This window comes from Corallococcus sp. CA053C (assembly GCF_003611675.1).
In the GTDB taxonomy this organism is placed as follows: domain Bacteria; phylum Myxococcota; class Myxococcia; order Myxococcales; family Myxococcaceae; genus Corallococcus.
Window position 1 is genome coordinate 1 of record NZ_RAWA01000045.1, and the last position, 16,435, is coordinate 16,435.

Sequence of the window (16,435 nt, forward strand, 5' to 3'; positions counted from 1 at the left end):
TCTTCATTGATTCCACCCCCACGCCCACCGGCGTCATGCTCATCGTCTGCGACGAGGCGGGCCGCCTGCGCGCGCTCGACTGGGAGGGCTACGAGGCCCGCATGCACCGGCTCCTGCGCCTGCACTACGGCGAACAGGGCTGCGTCCTGGAACCCGCGCGCGACCCGTCCGGCCGCACCACCGCCCTCCAGGCCTACCTGCGCGGCGAGGTGAACGCCATCGACGCCCTCCCCGTGGAGACCGCCGGCACGCCCTTCCAGCGCGAGGTCTGGCGCGCCCTGCGCGAGATCCCTGTCGGCACCACCACCACCTACGCCCGGCTCGCCGAACGCATCGGCCGGCCCAAGGCCGTGCGCGCCGTGGGCATGGCCAATGGCGCCAACCCCGTGGGCATCGTCGTGCCGTGTCACCGCGTCGTCGGAACCAATGCCTCCCTCACCGGCTATGCCGGAGGGCTGGAGCGCAAACGCTGGCTTCTCGACCACGAGCGGGCGCACGCTCCGTCCGCCTGAGTTCCCTCAATCCCTCTCACCTGCCCGGAATCCCATCCATGTCCTCCACGCAAATCACCGCCGCCAAGACCTTCCGCGCGTTGCACCAGGGCCCTGAGCTGCTCATCCTCCCGAATGCCTGGGATGCCGGCAGCGCCCGCCTGTTCGAGAGCGCGGGCGCCCGCGCCATCGCCACCACCAGCGCCGGGGTCGCCTGGGCCCAGGGTTACCCGGACGGCGACGCGCTGCCCATGGAACGACTCGTCGCCACGGTCCAGGCCATCGTCGACATCATCCGCGTGCCCCTCACGGTGGACGCGGAAGGGGGCTATTCGGACGACCCGGCCACCGTCGGGGAGAACGTGGCCCGGCTGCTGTCCGCGGGCGCCGTGGGCGTCAACCTGGAGGACGGCGCCAGCCCTCCGGAGCTGCTCGCGGCGAAGATTGAACGCGTGAAGCAGGCCGCGGCGCGCCTGGGGCTCGACGTGTTCGTCAACGCGCGCACGGATGTCTTCCTCAACAGCAAGCTCGTCCCGCCCGAGCGCCGTCTGGAGGAGACGCTGTCCCGCGCCGCGCGGTACCAGCAGGCGGGCGCGGATGGCCTCTTCGTCCCCGGCATCATGGACGCGGCCGACATCCAGGCCATCACCCGGGGCACTCCCCTGCCCGTGAACGTCCTCGCCCGGCCGAACCTCGCCGGTCCCGCGGAGCTGCAGCGGCTGGGCGTCCGGCGCCTCTCCGCGGGCATCGCCATCGCGGCATCCCTCTATGGACGGGCCGAGGCCCTCGCGAAGTCCTTCCTGCACGAGGGACACTCCGCCGAGCTGTTCAACGGCGCCGCCAGCTACCCCACCCTCAACGGGCTGATGACCCGGCGCTGACGCACCACCGGAGCCCCGCGTGTCCCAGGACGATCGCCAGCGCTGGAACGACCGCTACCGGCAGGCCCCGGCGGCACGGGAACCGTCGGAGTTCCTGTGCTCGCTCGCGGACCGGCTGCCCATGACGGGCCGGGCGCTCGACCTGGCGGGGGGACAGGGTCACGACGCGCGCTGGCTCGCACGGCGCGGCCTGGACGTCACGCTGGTGGACGTCTCCGACGTGGCCCTGGAGCAGGCGGAGGCGCTCGCTCGCGACGCGGGTGTGCCCCTCAAAACCAGACAGCTGGACCTGGAGACGGAAGCCCTGCCGCCGGGCCCGTTCGATCTCGTCGTGTGTCTGAACTACCTCTGGCGGCCGCTCTTCGCCGCGCTCCCCTCGGTGCTCGCGCCAGGGGGGCTGTTCGTCTTCGCCCAGCCCACCCGGAGCAACCTGCAAGGACATCCACACCCGTCCGCCCGCTTCCTCCTGGAGGACGGAGAGCTGCCCACGCGCCTCCAGGGGCTCCAATCCCTCTCACTCACCGAGGGTTGGACGGACGCGGGCCGGCACGAGGCGCGGCTCCTGGCCCGGCTCAGCCCCGACGCCGGTACTGGATCTCAATGGCCTTCTGCGGCGCTTCCCCGGGCTCGATATTGAAGTGCGTGATGACGAGCGCATCCGGTCCGGTCCGCGACATGTCGATGCGCCAGCCCCAGCGGGGCGACTGCTCGCCCGCGCTGTAGCTGCCCAGCACCGAGAACCGGTCGCTCACGCCGGCCTCCCCTTGCAGGGTCATGAGGTCGGTGCCCACGTGGAAGGTGTCCACCCACCCCATGGTGAACCGCCGACCGTCCAGGTGGTAGCCGAGCGTGGCCATGCCCGTCAGCGGCTTCCCGCCCATCGCCGACGTGTACTCGTGCACGACGAACCGGCCGTCCAGCACGGAGCGGAAGGTGCCGGAGATCGGGGACTCGTCCGCCACCTTGTCCGGCTCGAACCACGTGCGCGCCGTGCCCTCCCAGACACCCACGCACTGGGTGAGGAAGTGATGGGGACCCCCGACGGAGAGTGACTGCTGGAGAAGTTCCTGGCTCATGGTGCGCGGGAGTCTCCCGGACGGCCCTGCCCAGGTCCACTCCCTTTCCCCAGCAGCAGCAGCGCGGCTCCGTTAGCTTCCGCGGCCCTGCCGGGTCTTCCCGGCGGGCCTGCTTTGAATCCCCCTGGAGCCTTACTTGCCCACCACCCAAGCCTACGCCGCGCCGAGCGCCAAAGCCGCCCTCGGCCCCTTCTCCCTGGAGCGCCGCGCGCCTCGCGCCCAGGACGTGCTCATCGACATCCTCTACTGCGGGGTGTGCCACTCCGACATCCACCAGGCCCGCGACGAGTGGGGCGGCGCCATCTTCCCCATGGTGCCGGGCCACGAAATCGTCGGGAAGGTGTCGCAGGTCGGCAGCGCCGTCACCAGCTTCAAGGTCGGGGACGCCGTGGGCGTGGGGTGCTTCGTGGACTCGTGCCGCGAGTGCTCGGCCTGCGTCGCGGGCGAGGAGCAGTATTGCGAGCGCGGCATGGTGAGCACCTACAACGGCCGTGAGCGTGACGGGTCGCCCACCTACGGCGGCTACTCCACGAGCATCACCGTGGACGCGAAGTACGTGCTGCGCATCCCGGAAGGCCTCCCCCTGGACCGCGCCGCGCCGCTGCTGTGCGCGGGCATCACCACCTACTCGCCCCTGCGCCACTACGGCATGAAGCCGGGCCAGAAGCTGGCCGTCGTGGGCCTGGGCGGCCTCGGCCACATGGGCGTGAAGCTGGGCAAGGCGATGGGCGCCGAGGTGACGGTGCTGAGCACCTCCCCCTCCAAGCGCGATGACGCCCTCGCCCTGGGCGCCACGCACTTCGCCGCCACGTCGGACAAGAACACCTTCAAGGCGCTGGCGAACCAGTTCGACTTCATCCTCGACACCGTCTCCGCGCCGCACGACTACAACGCGTACCTGGGCCTCTTGAAGCGGGACGGCACGATGGTCCTCGTCGGCGTCCCGGAGACCCCCACGCCGCTCGCCGCCTTCCCGCTCGTCATGAAGCGGCGCAAGCTGGGCGGCTCGCTCATCGGTGGCATCCGCGAGACGCAGGAGATGCTCGACTTCTGCGCGAAGCACCACGTCGCGTCCGACGTGGAGGTCATCCCCGTCCAGAAGATCAACGAGGCCTATGAGCGCATGCTCAAGGGCGACGTGCGCTACCGCTTCGTCATCGACACCGCGAGCCTCCACACGAAGTAGCCGCTCGCGACAGGCCCCCGGCGCGGACGTGTCGCGCCGGGGTCGCCCGCATCAGCTGCGCCAGGCCGCCCACAGCGACACGAGGCCGAAGAGGAAGAAGAGCGAGGCGGTCACCCACCGCACCCACTTCATCTGCACCCGTCCCGCGAGCCGGTCCCCCAGGAAGACGGCGAGCCCGTCCGACACCAGCATCCCGGCGGTGGTGCCCACCGTCACCAGCACCGTCGCCTGGTAGCGCGCTGCGAGCGCCATGGTGGCCAGCTGCGTCTTGTCCCCCATCTCCGCCAGGAAGAAGAGCACCACGGTGGTGAGGAAGGCGCCGAAGCGCGGCGGCTTCTCCCCGTCCTCGTCCAGCGTGTCCGGCTTCAACGTCCACAGGCCGAAGCCCAGGAACAGCACCGCCAGGATCAACGCCATCACCCGCGCGGGCACGTGCGTGGACACCCACGTGCCCACCGAGGACGCCAACGCATGGTTGGCCACCGTGGCGACGAGGATGCCGGCCAGCACCACCCACGGCTTGCGGAACTTCGACGCGAGCGAGAACGCGAGCAACTGCGTCTTGTCCCCCATCTCACTGGCGGCGACCAACACGAACGACCCGAGCACGGACTCCCACGACATCATGAAGACTTCCTTCCAGTGCCTGGCACGGAGGCGTCGTCAGGAGAGCGCGTCAGGGAGGAGCGCGCACGACGGACCTCGGCCAGGGAGCATTGAATCCCTGTCCGAAGGTCTCGTTCGTCTCGCGCGCTTCGCGAGGTGGGGGCCCGGGCTGTCACCAGCCAGTGTGTCGAGCTTCCCGACGCCCATTGCCGCGGGCGTGAACTACTCCCCTTACGTGATGCAGCACGTAGCAGCGGGCTCCGGATGAGTCAACCCGGCACGTCCGGCGCTCCGGGCGCTCCCCCGCCGGCGTCCCTTTTTTTGACGACTTGCGAGGCTGCCCCCCTAATGCCGGGGACAGGTCGGTAGCGGCCTGTAGCAGCAGCTCGCCTGGAGGAAGCCCCGATGCAGGATGGAAGCGCCAGCCCGCTGAGCCCCGACGCTCCGTCGTCCCAGTCCCCGGTGGAACCCGGTGAGGTCCGGAGCCCCGAGGCCGACATCGTCTCCACCCACGTCCTCGTTCCCGAGGAGCAGGTGCACAAGCTGCGCGAGTTGGCGCGTCGCACCCGCATCCACCAGAGCGAGTACCTGCGCGAGGCCGTGGAGGACCTGCTGTCCAAGTACGGCCGCATGCCCGCCAAGACGGAAGGCGAGTCATGAGCCGCCGCCGCCCCCTGTCGCTGCGGGAGCGGCTGCGCCGCTGGCTGGAGCAGGAGCTGTAGGCCTCCGCTCGCTGGCTGGAGCCCCTGGGAGGGAACCGCTAGGGTCGGAAGCCTTATGCGTCCCTCCCTGCTGACCGCCGTCCTCGCGCTGGCCGCCACCGGCTGCGCCACCCCTGGCTTCGAGAAGCTCTACCCCGGCATGACGGCCGCCGAAGTCGCGGACGCCATGGGCAGAGGCCCCGCCCGGGCGCAGGAGTTCGCGGACGGCTCCGCGGCCTGGTACTTCGACGAGGACCACTGCGTCCTCATGCGCGACCACACGCTCGTCGCCAAGTCGACCACCCGGACGCGCGCGGAGGTGAACACGCCCGTCGTGTCCATGAAGGCCGAGGACAAGGCCTGGTGCGGACCTCCAGGCTCCGAGGCCGGCGCGAAGAGCGAGCAGGAGGTCCTGACGCCCTTCGGCACCTTCAAGGGCACGCTGGATCCCGCCGCCGTCACCGAACAGGTGCGCAACAGCGTGCGCGGCCACAAGGTCCCCGCCCCGCCCGCGCCCGATGCGGGGACGACACAAGCCCCCGCGCCGTAGTCGTCAAGCGCTGCCGCTCAGGCCACCGACGAGCGGCTGACGTTGTTGGGGTCGCCGCCGTCCTTCTTCATGTTCCCGGCCAGCTCGCGGAAGGACATGTGGCTGACGGACAGGAGGATGAGGCCGAAGATGATCTGCTGCGCCGTCTGGCACAGCCACAGCACGTTGGCGTAGGCGAGCCCGTGGGCGTTCACCACCGCGGCGGGCAGGAACAGGCCCAGGCCCACCTTGGTGGCCGCCTGGAAGGTGCCCATCATCCCGGGCGCGGCGGGGATCATGATGCCCACCACCAGCACGCACATCACGATGTACGACTGGAAGAGCGACAACCCCATGGGCTCGCACGCGACGCCGGGGGCCGCGCCGGAGCAGTCGAAGGCGTGCGCGAGCAGCGCCATGCCCACACCGTTCAAGCCCCAGTACAGGACCGTGTAGAGGAAGAAGAGCGCGATGTGCTTGCCGTCCGGGAGCTGGCGCATGGCGCCCACGAAGGTGTCCACGATGTCGGCCACCTTCTCCGCGATGTTCGGGGAGAAGCGGCCCACGGTGGCGCGCACCAGCCGCACCGTGCGCTCCTGGTGCCACAGGCCCACGAGCAGGAACACGAGCCCGCCGCCGAACACGGCGAACATCAGCCACGAGCCCAGCTTTACGTACCGCACCCCTTCGGTCTCCACCGGGACGAAGAAGAGCAGCACGCGGAACAGGGCCGCGACGAAGAGCCCATCCACGATGCGCTCCAGCACCACGGACGTCATGGCGGCGCTGCGGCGGATGTTGCTGCGCTGGGCGATGAGGAAGGGCCGGGCGAACTCCCCCAGGCGGAACGGCAGCACCAGCAGCATCATGAAGCCGATGCCGGACGCCTCATTGAGCTTGCGGAACGGGACGCGCTCCAGCCCCGACAGCAGCGCCCCCCACCGCAGCGTGCGGAAGACGTGGATGCAGGCGAGGCACAGGAAGTACGGCACGACCCACGCGTAGTTGGCCGCCTTGAGGCTGGCGATCTGCGTGGACACGTCCGTGTCCCGGAAGGCCCACCACATGAAGGCAACGGTGACGAGCAGGCTGGCGATGAGGTTGACGGCGCGTTTCACGGCGGCCGGGTATAGCGTCACTCCCCCCGCGACTCCAGCGGAACGCCTGCCCGGCTGCTCCCAGAGCGCTCCCTGACCGCCCGCCCGCAGGGCCTGCGGTGGCACGCTCCCCTGCTCCGTCGTTCAGGCGTCGTGGCCGCGGTCGGAGCCGTCGGAGGGCATTTCGTCCTCCCGCTCGTCGGCCTGGCGGTCGGGCACGCGGTACTCCTCGCCCAGCCAGCGGCCCAGGTCCACGGCGCGGCAGCGGCGGGAACAGAACGGTTGGGACGTGTTCTCCGGACGGGGAGCCACGGGCTTCTGACAGATGGGACACGGCTGAAGAGGCATGGCGGACGAGGACTTAGATAAGCCTTGACGGTCGCGCTGGCCAGGACGTTTCTTGGCCCGGCCGTGCAGACGACCCCGGAGAACGCTCACACGCTGTTGCAGAGCGACCGGCTGTCCCGGGACTTCACCGCCGTGGGCGTGGAGGACACGGTGGCCGAGGCGCTGGAGAAGATCCGCGCGAACCCCGGCACCGGGGAGATCTTCTACTGCTACGCCTGTGACGCGGACGGCCGGCTGGTGGGCGTGGTGCCGCTGCGCAAGCTCATCCGCGCCGCGCCCACGGAGCGCATCGCGTCGCTGATGTTCACACGGGTGGTGAAGCTGCCGGTGGACGCGTCCGACGCGGTGGTGGAGGACTTCTTCGTCACCTACCGCTTCCTGGCGTTCCCGGTGGTGGACGCGGACGGCCGCATCGTGGGCGTGGTGGAGATGAACCAGTTCGTGGACGCGTTCTCCGACACCCTCTTCGACGAGGTGGAGGGCCGCGTGCGCGACGAGGTCTACCGCTTCGTCGGTCTGCCCGAGGGGGAGCTCCAGGAGACGCGGCCGGTGCGGCTCGCGCTCAAGCGCTTCCCGTGGCTGCTCGTGAACATCGCCGGCGGGTTCCTCGCGGCCACGACGACGCGCCTCTTCGAGCACACCGTGGCGGAGGTCGTGGTGGTGAGCGCCTTCATCCCCATGGTGCTGGTGCTGTCGGAGAGCCTGGGCGTGCAGACGACGGCGGTGGCCGCGTCGATGGTCGCGCACGGCGAGGTGGACCGGAAGGTGGTGGTGCGCGAGGTGGTGGCCGCGAGCCTCGCCGGGATGATGGCGGCCACGGTGGTGGCGCTCCTGGGGCGCATCTATTCACCGGGCTTCGGCTTCCCCGTGGCGCTGTTCGTGTCGGTGACGGTGTCGGCCACGCTGGCGTCGTGCTTGGGCGGGGTGCTGCCCTTCCTGTTCAAGCGCCTGAAGGTGGATCCGCACCTGGCGTCGGCGCCGCTGGTGCTGGCGGTGTCCGACAACATCTCGCTGCTGACGTACTTCGGATTGGTGACGCGGTTGTTGTTGTGAACAGCGGTGGTTTCCCGGGGAGTCCAGCCATGAAGGTCATGCGCATCACGCAGCCCGGCGGTCCGGAGGTGCTCGCATTCGACGAGCGGCCGGAGCCCATGCCCGGGCCCTACGACGTGCAGGTGCGCGTGCGCGCGAGCGCCCTGAACCGGGCGGACCTGCTCCAGGTGCGGGGCGTCTACCCTCCTCCGCTGGACGTGCCCCAGGACGTGCCGGGCCTGGAGTACGCGGGCGAGGTGGTGGCGGTGGGGCCCCGGGCGCGGAAGTTCAAGGTCGGGGACCGGGTGATGGGATTGGTGGGCGGAGGCGCGTGGAGCGAGGTGCTCACCACGCACGAGCGCGAGGTGCTGCGCATGCCCGCCGGGATGGACTTCGCGGACGCGGCGGCGCTGCCGGAGGCGTACCTCACGGCCTGGGACGCGCTGGTGCTCCAGGCGGACCTGCGGCCCGGGGAGACGGTGCTGGTGCACGCGGTGGCGAGCGGCGTGGGGGCCGCGGCGGCGCTGCTCTGCCGGGCGATGGGCGTGCAGGTGGTGGGCACGGGACGCAATGCGGAGAAGCTGGCGCGGGCCTCCGAGTGGGGCGTGGGCCGCACGGTGCTCTGCGCGTCGTCACCGCCCGTGTTCGCGGACGCGGTGCTGGAGGCCACGGGGGGCCGGGGCGCGGACGTGTGCCTGGACCTGGTGGGCGGCAACTACCTGCCCGAGTCGCTCAAGGCGATGGCGCCCCGGGGACGGCTGATGCAGGTGGGTTCGGTGGCGGGGACGCGCGTGGACCTGGACCTGGGCGTGGTGATGCGCAAGCGGCTGCGCATCACGGGGACGGTGCTGAGGAGCCGGCCAGCCGAGGAGAAGATGGCGCTGACGCAGGCGGCGGAGCGCCAGTTGCTGCCGCTGTTCGACTCCGGCGCGCTGAAGGCCGTGGTGGACGAAGTGCTGCCCATGGCGGAGCTCCGCTCTGGCCTGGAGCGGATGGCGGACAACACCACCGTGGGCAAGGTCGTGGTGCGCTGGGAGTAACATCGCCCAATCATACAGTCACAGATTGAGCCTCGGCCCGGTAGTGGCACTGCAGGGCAACAGCTCGGTAGTCCTACAGCCGTAGTTTGAGAGGGACTCCCCAAGCACGATAGTGGCACTGCATGGCAACGGCTTGGTGGTGGCGTCGCCAGCGACTCCACGCCAGGGCGTGCGCGAGCGGAGTCCCTGCGCACTGCAGGAGTGCCACATATGAGTCCTCGAACTCCCTGGACGCAGGTAACCGTCCGGCCAACGACGTGTTGCGGGCCATTGCCGGGGTAGTGGGAGCGACGGACGCTGGCGGGCATGTCGAAGCAGGTGGAGAAGCCGGAGTGAGCGCGCGTCGCGGAAGCGTTCGAGGCCAGCGGATTGACGCAGCGGGAGTTCGCGTTGGCGCGAGGCATGAGGCTGAGCACGTTGCAGTCGTGGGTGTACCGGCGGCGGGGTGAGGCGGCGCTCGCCGAGCACGGCCGACGTCCGCCCTCAAGCGATCCGTCACGTCATTGGCCGGACGGTTACCGCTCACCCCGCTGAGACGGGGCTTTGTCGGTGGGCTTCACCGGAGGGGTTTCCCCTGTCGGCGCCACCCCAGCTCTGCGGCCTTGACCTGTTGCCGCCTCGGGACTTTCACCCTACGGGTCCATGAGTTCCTCCAGGCATCACACAACTTCCCTGACACAGGGGGCAACTCATGCACGAGGGCAGGCCTGGATTCAAAGCCCACCGCGTCCGGAATTCCGCCCACCTTCGGCGGATGGCCCATAATCTCCAGGGACCATCAGAACCTTAGCGCCCCCGTGATTTTGTCGATGGCCTCACCAAACTCATTTAGATATTTTCGAGCAATATAAACAGACGCCGTCGCAACAATATCGACGGACTGGTTTGTAATGTTTGAATTGAGAATCTTACATCCCACCCGTTTCAGCATACTAATTATTGAATCACTAGACTTAGGGAGATACTTGACCAAATTCTTCCGATCCTCCGTGCCACTTGCAGACCATGAAACCTCCAGAACAATCTCCTTTTCAAGTTCCCGCCCACGCGCCCTAATAAAAACCCCAGTTGGAAGCTCTATTTCGCCAGAAAGCTCTTCGTCGCTCCATTTATACCGGCGAACATAGTCACTCCGTGCCAATATTTCTTCCGCGAGAAGCTCGGCGGAATCGACAGTCGAGGGATCAGTCCAAACAGAAAGCAACCTCGCAAGCTCCAAGCGGACATCCGAGACACCCCAGCGAATGCTCTGCTTATGCAGCGTACTACGCTCAACAAGTCGTGAATATCTATTTGGCAACGACCTCCACTGATTGCACTCCTGAGTAGCAATCAACTCTCCCAAAGTCTCCCCCCAGTTGCGGTGCTGGTGTTGCCCAAACAGCGGCTCATTTCCCGTTGCCAGGAAGTAAAGCGTCATTCCGAGCCCAAATGAATCAACCGCCGCATTTCTTGTTGACACATCTCCTGCACGAGAAAGCTGCTCCGGCGCAAGATAGCCCGACAGGGAGTTGCCAAAAACAATAGAATTTTCAGAAGCCCCTTTATGCCAAGATAAATCAAAATCAAGAACCACAACTTCACTTAACTCCGGCGCTTGGTAAAAATCCCTAAGCATAATATTCGGCGGACGAATATCGCGATGAAGGACCCTTGCCTGGAGATGATGGGCGGAGAGGATAATCTCGGTAATTTGCTTTCCAATCCTAAGCCGATCTCCCCATTCATTTATCTGCTGCGCCTCGACAGCTTCCTTTAAGTTCGGCCCCTCAATCATCTCCATCGCGACGAATGCCGGAATCTCGGAGTATTGCAGATAGGGAACCATTCCTTTTACGTTATTGGATGACAATATCTGCATGGAGCGCACCCCGCGCCTAAAAGTTCTCAGCAGGTTCTGCTGCTTCCTGATTCCTTCATGCAAAACCTTTATCGCGAGCGACTGCCCATCAGGCGAAGTAGCACGGTAGACCGTACCAAATGCGCCACTTGCAATGCGCTCCGTCAGCGTGAAACCAAGGAGCCTATTGAACGGCGCGCTCGTGCTGACATACCAAGCCCGATAAATGGCTTGATCGTAAATATCGCAAAACTCCTCATATCTTGCATAGGCATCTTCAGTCTGCGGGGCGAGTATCTCTGCCGCGTGAGCATTCAATATTTTTCGGATTTCTTCCGCGTCTAGCACCATGAGTTCGGCCTGAGTGGGAAGAGTCGGCAACACCTCATGAACAGGCACTTGAGGCGACACTGGAGGCGGGACTTCATCTACAGACCGGAATGAGACCAGATCGTCAAAAAACTCCTGCAACTCGCCATGCCCGCAATCGTCCGAACCATACCTAATAAGCCTCATGCCAACTGATTCGGCCCACCTATCAGTTGCAGTGTCTCTACGATTCGTCACCCAGAAGAGACTTTCGGGCTTAACATTAAAGCTTTTAAGCCTCTCGAGATGGCCGCCTACGGCCGTATCGTCAGCCGTCAGTCCAACAAACAGAACTGTTCGTGTCATTAGGCAGGCCGAGAGGAAAGCCTTGTAGCCTTCATCAGACCATAGTTTGTCCAGCTCGGCTTGACGAAAGACCCACGTGGACGAATCATCCATCGTGCCGTGCAAATTAGCGATAAAGGGACGATGCCCGGACAGAACATGGGCGCTTCCTGCAACCTGTTTTCCGCTCACCTCATGTACAACTTCCCCCACATGCTGCGCGTTGAACGCTCTCGTCGCCAGCCTGTCTAGGTTCATGTTGAGAATCCCATTGACACGGATTTTCCAGAGACTCTCACATGTTTTGGGGATTTTTGCCGAAAGAGCGGGGTCGAGCGCCTGCCTGATTACGGCGTTGTAAGTCGCGGCCCCCAGCTCTTCCGACAGCATCTCAAAAGCCCGCCAATAATTAGTCTCATCCCGAAGATAGCGAAGCTTCCCGGCAACTCTCTTTCGCTCCGCATCTTCGTTTGTCTGATTTTTGTCGTTCAGCGCCTGCCAGAGCTTTTGCTTTAGTCCCGCCCAGGATGGAACCCCAGCATCAGCGCTTAGTCCGGCACCAATCCAGGCAACAACCTGCGTTGTCCTCTCGGCAACCTTTCCTCTAAAGGCAACATGACTTGGCTGCTTTTTGTCAAACATCATCCCTCCAAGTAGACATATCGAGATGTGATCGGTGATGATTGCCGCAATCAGGACTTTCGACCTCCAGCCCCTTTGCAACGTGGCGAATCCTAATTTTCGAATGCGCCCATGTCGACGAGTCCAAGCGGACCCAGTTGACTGGCGGAGTTCTGATCTATCGCTGTTTGTACGGACTGGCGCTATGCTGTGCCCGAAGTCGTTGTGAAGCGCACCGGAGCCAGGCCTCCTTGAGCAGCGATTGCAGCAGCGGCCGGTCCACGGTGGTGAGCTGGACGATAACCATGGGCCAGTCCTGGTAGTGCGGCGTCACCCGGAAGACGTCTGGCTTTGACTGCAACAGCGCCTCCCGGTGGTCGAAGTCCACCTTGATGACGATGGAGTCCTCGTCGAGCACCCGCGCGAAGAGCTTGTCGCCCACCCGGAAGCCCGGCGTGCCGTACGAGGGGCGCTCCTCCGTCGAGGGCAGCGCCAGCGCCAGCTCCCGCACATCGTCCACCGTGAGCCGACCGTTGCGCTTCGCTGGCCCTGCCCGCTTCGTCGCCATCGCACCCTTCCTGGCTCTGCCTCGGGGCGGACTGTAGCCCCCAGGCGGGCAGGCATCACGGAAGCCGTTGCGTGCGGGGGGCGGAACCGTATCCTGCGCCGCCATGGCTACCCACTTCGACCCCGCGGCCGCCGCGCAGCCGGGCTCCGGCATCTTCGGCCTCCCCCACTCGCCCGAGGAGGCGCACGTCGTCGTCATCCCCGTGCCCTTCGAGGCCACCACCAGCTACGGCGGCGGCACGTCCGACGGGCCCGCCGCCCTGCTCGACGCCAGCCGACAGGTGGACCTGTTCGACGTGGAGACGGGCCGCCCTTACGAGCGCGGCATCGCCATGCTCGAAGCGCCCTCCGAGCTGCACGAGTGGAACACCCGCGCCAAGGAGCGCGCGCAGATCGTCATCGAGGCCGGTGGCATTGAAGAAGGCACGCCGGAGCTGCTCGCCGCCGCGCGCGACGTGAACGTGTTCAGCGAGAAGCTCAACGACCACGTCTACCGCACCGCGAAGCACTGGCTGGAGCAGGGCAAGCGCGTGGCCGCCGTGGGCGGAGACCACGCCATCTCCTTCGGCATCATCCAGGCCCACGCGGAGAAGTACCCCGGCATGGGCGTGCTCCACCTGGACGCGCACGCCGACCTGCGCGTGGCGTACGAGGGCTTCACCTGGTCGCACGCGTCCATCTTCTACAACGTCGCGGAGCGCATCCCCGGCGTGAAGACGCTCGTCCAGGTGGGCCTGCGCGACATGAGCGAGAACGAGCACCGCTACATCGAGCAGTCCGGCGGTCGCATCCAGGCCTTCTTCGACGCCACCCTCCAGCAGAACCGCTTCGACGGCCTGCCCTGGAACCAGCAGGTGAAGCAGATCGTCGACAAGCTGCCGCAGCAGGTCTACCTGTCGTTCGACATCGACGGGTTGGACCCCGTGCTGTGCCCGCACACCGGCACCCCTGTTCCGGGCGGCCTGTCCTTCCCGGAGGCCACCGCGCTCGTCGCGGGCGTCGTGCGCTCCGGCCGCACCATCGTCGGCTTCGATCTGACGGAGGTGGCCCCCGACCCCGAGGGCAGCGAGTGGGACGCCAACGTGGGCGCCCGGCTGCTCTACAAGATGATCGGCTGGATGCTGAAGTCGCAGCAGGCCTGAGCGTCAGGCCACGCGCGGCAACGACACGCTGAACGTCGCGCCACGGCCGGGCACCGACTCGGCCGACAGCGCGCCCCCATGCAGCCTCGCCAGCTCCGAGGCCACGTAGAGGCCCAGCGACTCACCCCGGGCCGGTCCGTCCGGGAAGGCCTGGAACAGCCGGGGCAGCTCCGCTTCGGGGATGCCCGGCCCCGGGTCGCTCACGCGCACCAGCACCCGCTCCTCCGACGCCCGCAGCTCCACGCGCACCCCACCCTGGCGCGCCGCGTTCGACAACAGCACGTCGAACACCTGCCCCAGGCGGTCCGGATCAAAGCGCAGGTCCACCGGCTCGCCGGGCACCGACACCTCCACCGGCACCCCACTTCCCCGCTCGCGGCAGCGCTCCACCGACGCCTCCAGGTGCGAGCGCAGGTCGCCCTCCACCTGCCGCAGCGTCAGGCTGCCCGCGCTCAGGCGCGCCGCGTCCTGGAGGTACTGGCCCATCCGCTCCAACGACTGGAGCTGCAGGCCCAGCGCATCCACCGCGAGCTGGCCCGGGGGCGGCAGCCCCTGGAGCTTGCGCAGCTGCTCGCGCGCGATCTCCAGCGGCCCCTGGAGCGTGCGCGCCACCCACTGGCCCAGCGCCTCCACGGGCGTCTCCGGCTCGCGGGACGCGCCCGGGAGCTTCTCCAGCGAGCGGCGGATCAGCGCCTCGAAGTCGGTGATCTCGAACGGCTTGTTGAGGAACGCGGTCGCGTCCGGCGAGCCCTGCTGGAGCACCGCGCTCAACAGGATGATGGGCACGTCGCGCAGGCCTGGCTCCTGCTTCAGCCGGCTGCACAGCTCCATGCCGCTCATGCGCGGCATCATGTGGTCCGTCACCACGAGCTGCGGTCGGCGCGCGCGCGCCAGCACCAGCGCCTCCTCGCCATCCCGGGCCCGCACGACGTCGTGCCCCAGGTCCTCCACCACCTGGCTCAGGACCTCCAACACGGCCGGCTCATCATCCGCGACCAGGACGAGACTCATGTGAAACAACTCCCTCGGCCCCCACGGGCGTGAGCAGCATGTCGCGCCAGGATGCAGCTCAGGCTCCTCCCCGGCGCCCCGGTTTGCAATCCACCCGGGGCAAGGACGTTGTGCCTGAAAGTGTGCTCGTTCACGGTTGCGTCTTCTGGTCTATGAAGAGCCGGACGCCGCTTCCAGACACCCCGGGAATGGCTGGGGCCTTCCCGACATTCAGACTGTCTTCCGGGAGACAATCCCAGGCGGCGTACGGAGGAAGGGCATGAGGGCAGCACACATCCTGTGGGGGTTCTTGCTGGTGGCGCTCGCGGTGGCGGTTCCCGCGCACGCGGATCTCTCCCGGCGCCGCAGCGACGTGGTGGAGGTGGTCCAGAAGGTCTCCCCCGCGGTCGTCTACATCGGCACCGAGCAGGAGGTGGAGTCGCGCTTCCGCGGCCGCTCCCGCTCGCCACTGGAGGAGTTCTTCGGCCAGGGCGTGGAGGAGCCGCAGACGCGCCAGCGCATCCAGGGCCTGGGCAGCGGCGCCATCATCGACGCGTCGGGCATCATCGTCACCAACGACCACGTCATCCGGGGCGCGTCCGCCATCCACGTCGTGCTCGCGGACGGGCGCACGTTCGACGCGGAGGTGGTGGGCAGCGACGCCAACAACGACCTGGCCGTCCTCAAGGTCAACGCGCGAGCGCCCCTGCCCACCGCGAAGCTGGGCACCAGCTCCGACCTGATGATTGGCGAGACGGTGGTGGCCATTGGCAGCCCGTTCGGCCTGAGCAAGACGGTGACGGCGGGCGTGGTGTCCGCCACCGGCCGCACGTTCCGCGCGGACGACCGCGTCTACAACGACTTCCTCCAGACGGACGCGGCCATCAACCCGGGCAACTCCGGCGGGCCGCTGCTCAACGTGGATGGGGAGATCATCGGCATCAACACCGCCATCTACGCGAACGGCCAGGGCATCGGCTTCGCCATCCCCGCGGACAAGGTGCGGCGCATCGTCGACGAGCTCACGCGCTTCGGGAAGGTGCGCCCCGCGTGGGTGGGCATGGACACGGCGGATCTCCCCTCGCAGATCGCCGCGAAGCTCGGGTGGGATCGCACCTACGGCGCCGTCGTGACGAACGTGGAGCCCGACAGTCCGGCCGCGCAGGCGGGTGTCCAACGCGGTGACGTAGTGGCGGAGCTGGGGGGTTCGCGCATCCAGGACGCGGAGGATTTCGACTCGCGCGTGCGCGGTTATCCGGCCCGCTCGGTCTTCCCCTTGGTGCTCTTCCGAGCAGGCTCGAACCGCACGGTGCAGGTGACGCCGGTTGAATTTCCAGCTCGCCTGCTCGAAACGCTGGCGTGGGAGCGGCTAGGACTGCGCGTGAAGGAGAATAAAAACGGAATGGCGGTCTCCGCGGTGCGGCCGGGCTCCGCTGCGTCGGAGATTGGTCTGGAGGCGGGGGACGTGCTCTTGCGAATGAACAACCAGCCGGTTCCCACCGCTGACACTTTCCGTGAAGCCCTGCTCACGGCGCGACGGGGACGTAGCGTGTTGTTGCTCGTGCGTCGCGGGCGCTACGGCTACCACGTGACGCTGCCATTTGAAGGACAGCGGCTGTAGTCGTCGCGCGGGG

Annotated in this window: 17 protein-coding genes; 10 read left to right on the forward strand and 7 right to left on the reverse strand. The window is 67.1% G+C overall.

Features of this window, described 5'->3' with window-relative positions:
* Nucleotides 1-5: 5 nt before the first annotated feature.
* From ogt to D7V97_RS08930, 3 genes are read left to right on the forward strand one after another with little or no spacing between them, the layout of a single operon-like run.
* Nucleotides 6-512: a methylated-DNA--[protein]-cysteine S-methyltransferase gene (gene ogt / locus D7V97_RS08920; RefSeq protein ID WP_120610205.1), complete on the forward strand. Its 507-nt coding sequence runs from the start codon at nt 6-8 to the stop codon at nt 510-512.
* Between the two features lie 38 nt (nt 513-550).
* Complete coding sequence (locus D7V97_RS08925; RefSeq protein ID WP_120610181.1) at nt 551-1,372, forward strand: isocitrate lyase/phosphoenolpyruvate mutase family protein; 822 nt, start codon at nt 551-553, stop codon at nt 1,370-1,372.
* A gap of 19 nt (nt 1,373-1,391) precedes the next feature.
* Nucleotides 1,392-2,009: a bifunctional 2-polyprenyl-6-hydroxyphenol methylase/3-demethylubiquinol 3-O-methyltransferase UbiG gene (locus D7V97_RS08930; RefSeq protein ID WP_120610182.1), complete on the forward strand. Its 618-nt coding sequence runs from the start codon at nt 1,392-1,394 to the stop codon at nt 2,007-2,009.
* On the opposite strand, the gene D7V97_RS08935 is transcribed toward D7V97_RS08930, so the two are convergent.
* Nucleotides 1,945-2,448 (reverse strand): DUF1579 domain-containing protein, encoded by a 504-nt coding sequence (locus D7V97_RS08935; RefSeq protein ID WP_120610183.1) that lies wholly within the window; start codon nt 2,446-2,448, stop codon nt 1,945-1,947. The two genes, D7V97_RS08930 and D7V97_RS08935, sit on opposite strands and share 65 nt — an antisense overlap.
* A gap of 136 nt (nt 2,449-2,584) precedes the next feature.
* On the opposite strand from D7V97_RS08935, the gene D7V97_RS08940 reads away from it, so the two are divergent.
* On the forward strand, nt 2,585-3,634 hold the full coding sequence (locus tag D7V97_RS08940) for an NAD(P)-dependent alcohol dehydrogenase (protein WP_120610184.1): 1,050 nt from the start codon (nt 2,585-2,587) through the stop codon (nt 3,632-3,634).
* A gap of 51 nt (nt 3,635-3,685) precedes the next feature.
* On the opposite strand, the gene D7V97_RS08945 is transcribed toward D7V97_RS08940, so the two are convergent.
* Nucleotides 3,686-4,258: a TMEM165/GDT1 family protein gene (locus tag D7V97_RS08945; protein ID WP_120610206.1), complete on the reverse strand. Its 573-nt coding sequence runs from the start codon at nt 4,256-4,258 to the stop codon at nt 3,686-3,688.
* A gap of 387 nt (nt 4,259-4,645) precedes the next feature.
* On the opposite strand from D7V97_RS08945, the gene D7V97_RS08950 reads away from it, so the two are divergent.
* Both D7V97_RS08950 and D7V97_RS08955 read left to right on the forward strand, forming a co-directional pair.
* Nucleotides 4,646-4,900: a ribbon-helix-helix domain-containing protein gene (locus tag D7V97_RS08950; protein ID WP_120537964.1), complete on the forward strand. Its 255-nt coding sequence runs from the start codon at nt 4,646-4,648 to the stop codon at nt 4,898-4,900.
* Between the two features lie 117 nt (nt 4,901-5,017).
* On the forward strand, nt 5,018-5,491 hold the full coding sequence (locus tag D7V97_RS08955) for a hypothetical protein (RefSeq protein ID WP_120610185.1): 474 nt from the start codon (nt 5,018-5,020) through the stop codon (nt 5,489-5,491).
* Between the two features lie 17 nt (nt 5,492-5,508).
* On the opposite strand, the gene D7V97_RS08960 is transcribed toward D7V97_RS08955, so the two are convergent.
* Entirely contained in the window at nt 5,509-6,588 is a 1,080-nt protein-coding gene (locus D7V97_RS08960; RefSeq protein ID WP_120610186.1) for a lysylphosphatidylglycerol synthase transmembrane domain-containing protein, read from the reverse strand.
* Nucleotides 6,589-6,711: 123 nt separating this feature from the next.
* Nucleotides 6,712-6,915, reverse strand: coding sequence for a DNA gyrase inhibitor YacG (locus D7V97_RS08965; protein ID WP_120610187.1), 204 nt, complete (start codon nt 6,913-6,915; stop codon nt 6,712-6,714).
* Nucleotides 6,916-6,939: 24 nt separating this feature from the next.
* Between D7V97_RS08965 and D7V97_RS08970 the strand changes: the two genes are divergently transcribed.
* Both D7V97_RS08970 and D7V97_RS08975 read left to right on the forward strand, forming a co-directional pair.
* On the forward strand, nt 6,940-7,968 hold the full coding sequence (locus tag D7V97_RS08970) for a magnesium transporter (protein ID WP_233582595.1): 1,029 nt from the start codon (nt 6,940-6,942) through the stop codon (nt 7,966-7,968).
* A 29-nt stretch (nt 7,969-7,997) separates the two neighbouring features.
* Complete coding sequence (locus D7V97_RS08975) at nt 7,998-8,987, forward strand: NAD(P)H-quinone oxidoreductase (protein WP_120610188.1); 990 nt, start codon at nt 7,998-8,000, stop codon at nt 8,985-8,987.
* Nucleotides 8,988-9,765: 778 nt separating this feature from the next.
* Here D7V97_RS08975 and D7V97_RS08985 read toward each other — a convergent pair.
* Nucleotides 9,766-12,123: a protein kinase gene (locus tag D7V97_RS08985; RefSeq protein WP_158623318.1), complete on the reverse strand. Its 2,358-nt coding sequence runs from the start codon at nt 12,121-12,123 to the stop codon at nt 9,766-9,768.
* Between the two features lie 157 nt (nt 12,124-12,280).
* Nucleotides 12,281-12,670: an MmcQ/YjbR family DNA-binding protein gene (locus D7V97_RS08990; protein WP_120610190.1), complete on the reverse strand. Its 390-nt coding sequence runs from the start codon at nt 12,668-12,670 to the stop codon at nt 12,281-12,283.
* 103 nt (nt 12,671-12,773) lie between these two features.
* Here D7V97_RS08990 and D7V97_RS08995 point away from each other — a divergent pair, with 103 nt between their 5' ends.
* Entirely contained in the window at nt 12,774-13,811 is a 1,038-nt protein-coding gene (locus D7V97_RS08995) for an agmatinase family protein (protein ID WP_120610191.1), read from the forward strand.
* 3 nt (nt 13,812-13,814) lie between these two features.
* On the opposite strand, the gene D7V97_RS09000 is transcribed toward D7V97_RS08995, so the two are convergent.
* Nucleotides 13,815-14,822: a HAMP domain-containing sensor histidine kinase gene (locus D7V97_RS09000; RefSeq protein ID WP_120610192.1), complete on the reverse strand. Its 1,008-nt coding sequence runs from the start codon at nt 14,820-14,822 to the stop codon at nt 13,815-13,817.
* A 259-nt stretch (nt 14,823-15,081) separates the two neighbouring features.
* Here D7V97_RS09000 and D7V97_RS09005 point away from each other — a divergent pair, with 259 nt between their 5' ends.
* Nucleotides 15,082-16,422 carry a trypsin-like peptidase domain-containing protein gene (locus D7V97_RS09005; protein WP_120610193.1) on the forward strand — a complete coding sequence of 447 codons (1,341 nt, stop codon included), beginning with the start codon at nt 15,082-15,084 and terminating at the stop codon, nt 16,420-16,422.
* Nucleotides 16,423-16,435: the final 13 nt, after the last annotated feature.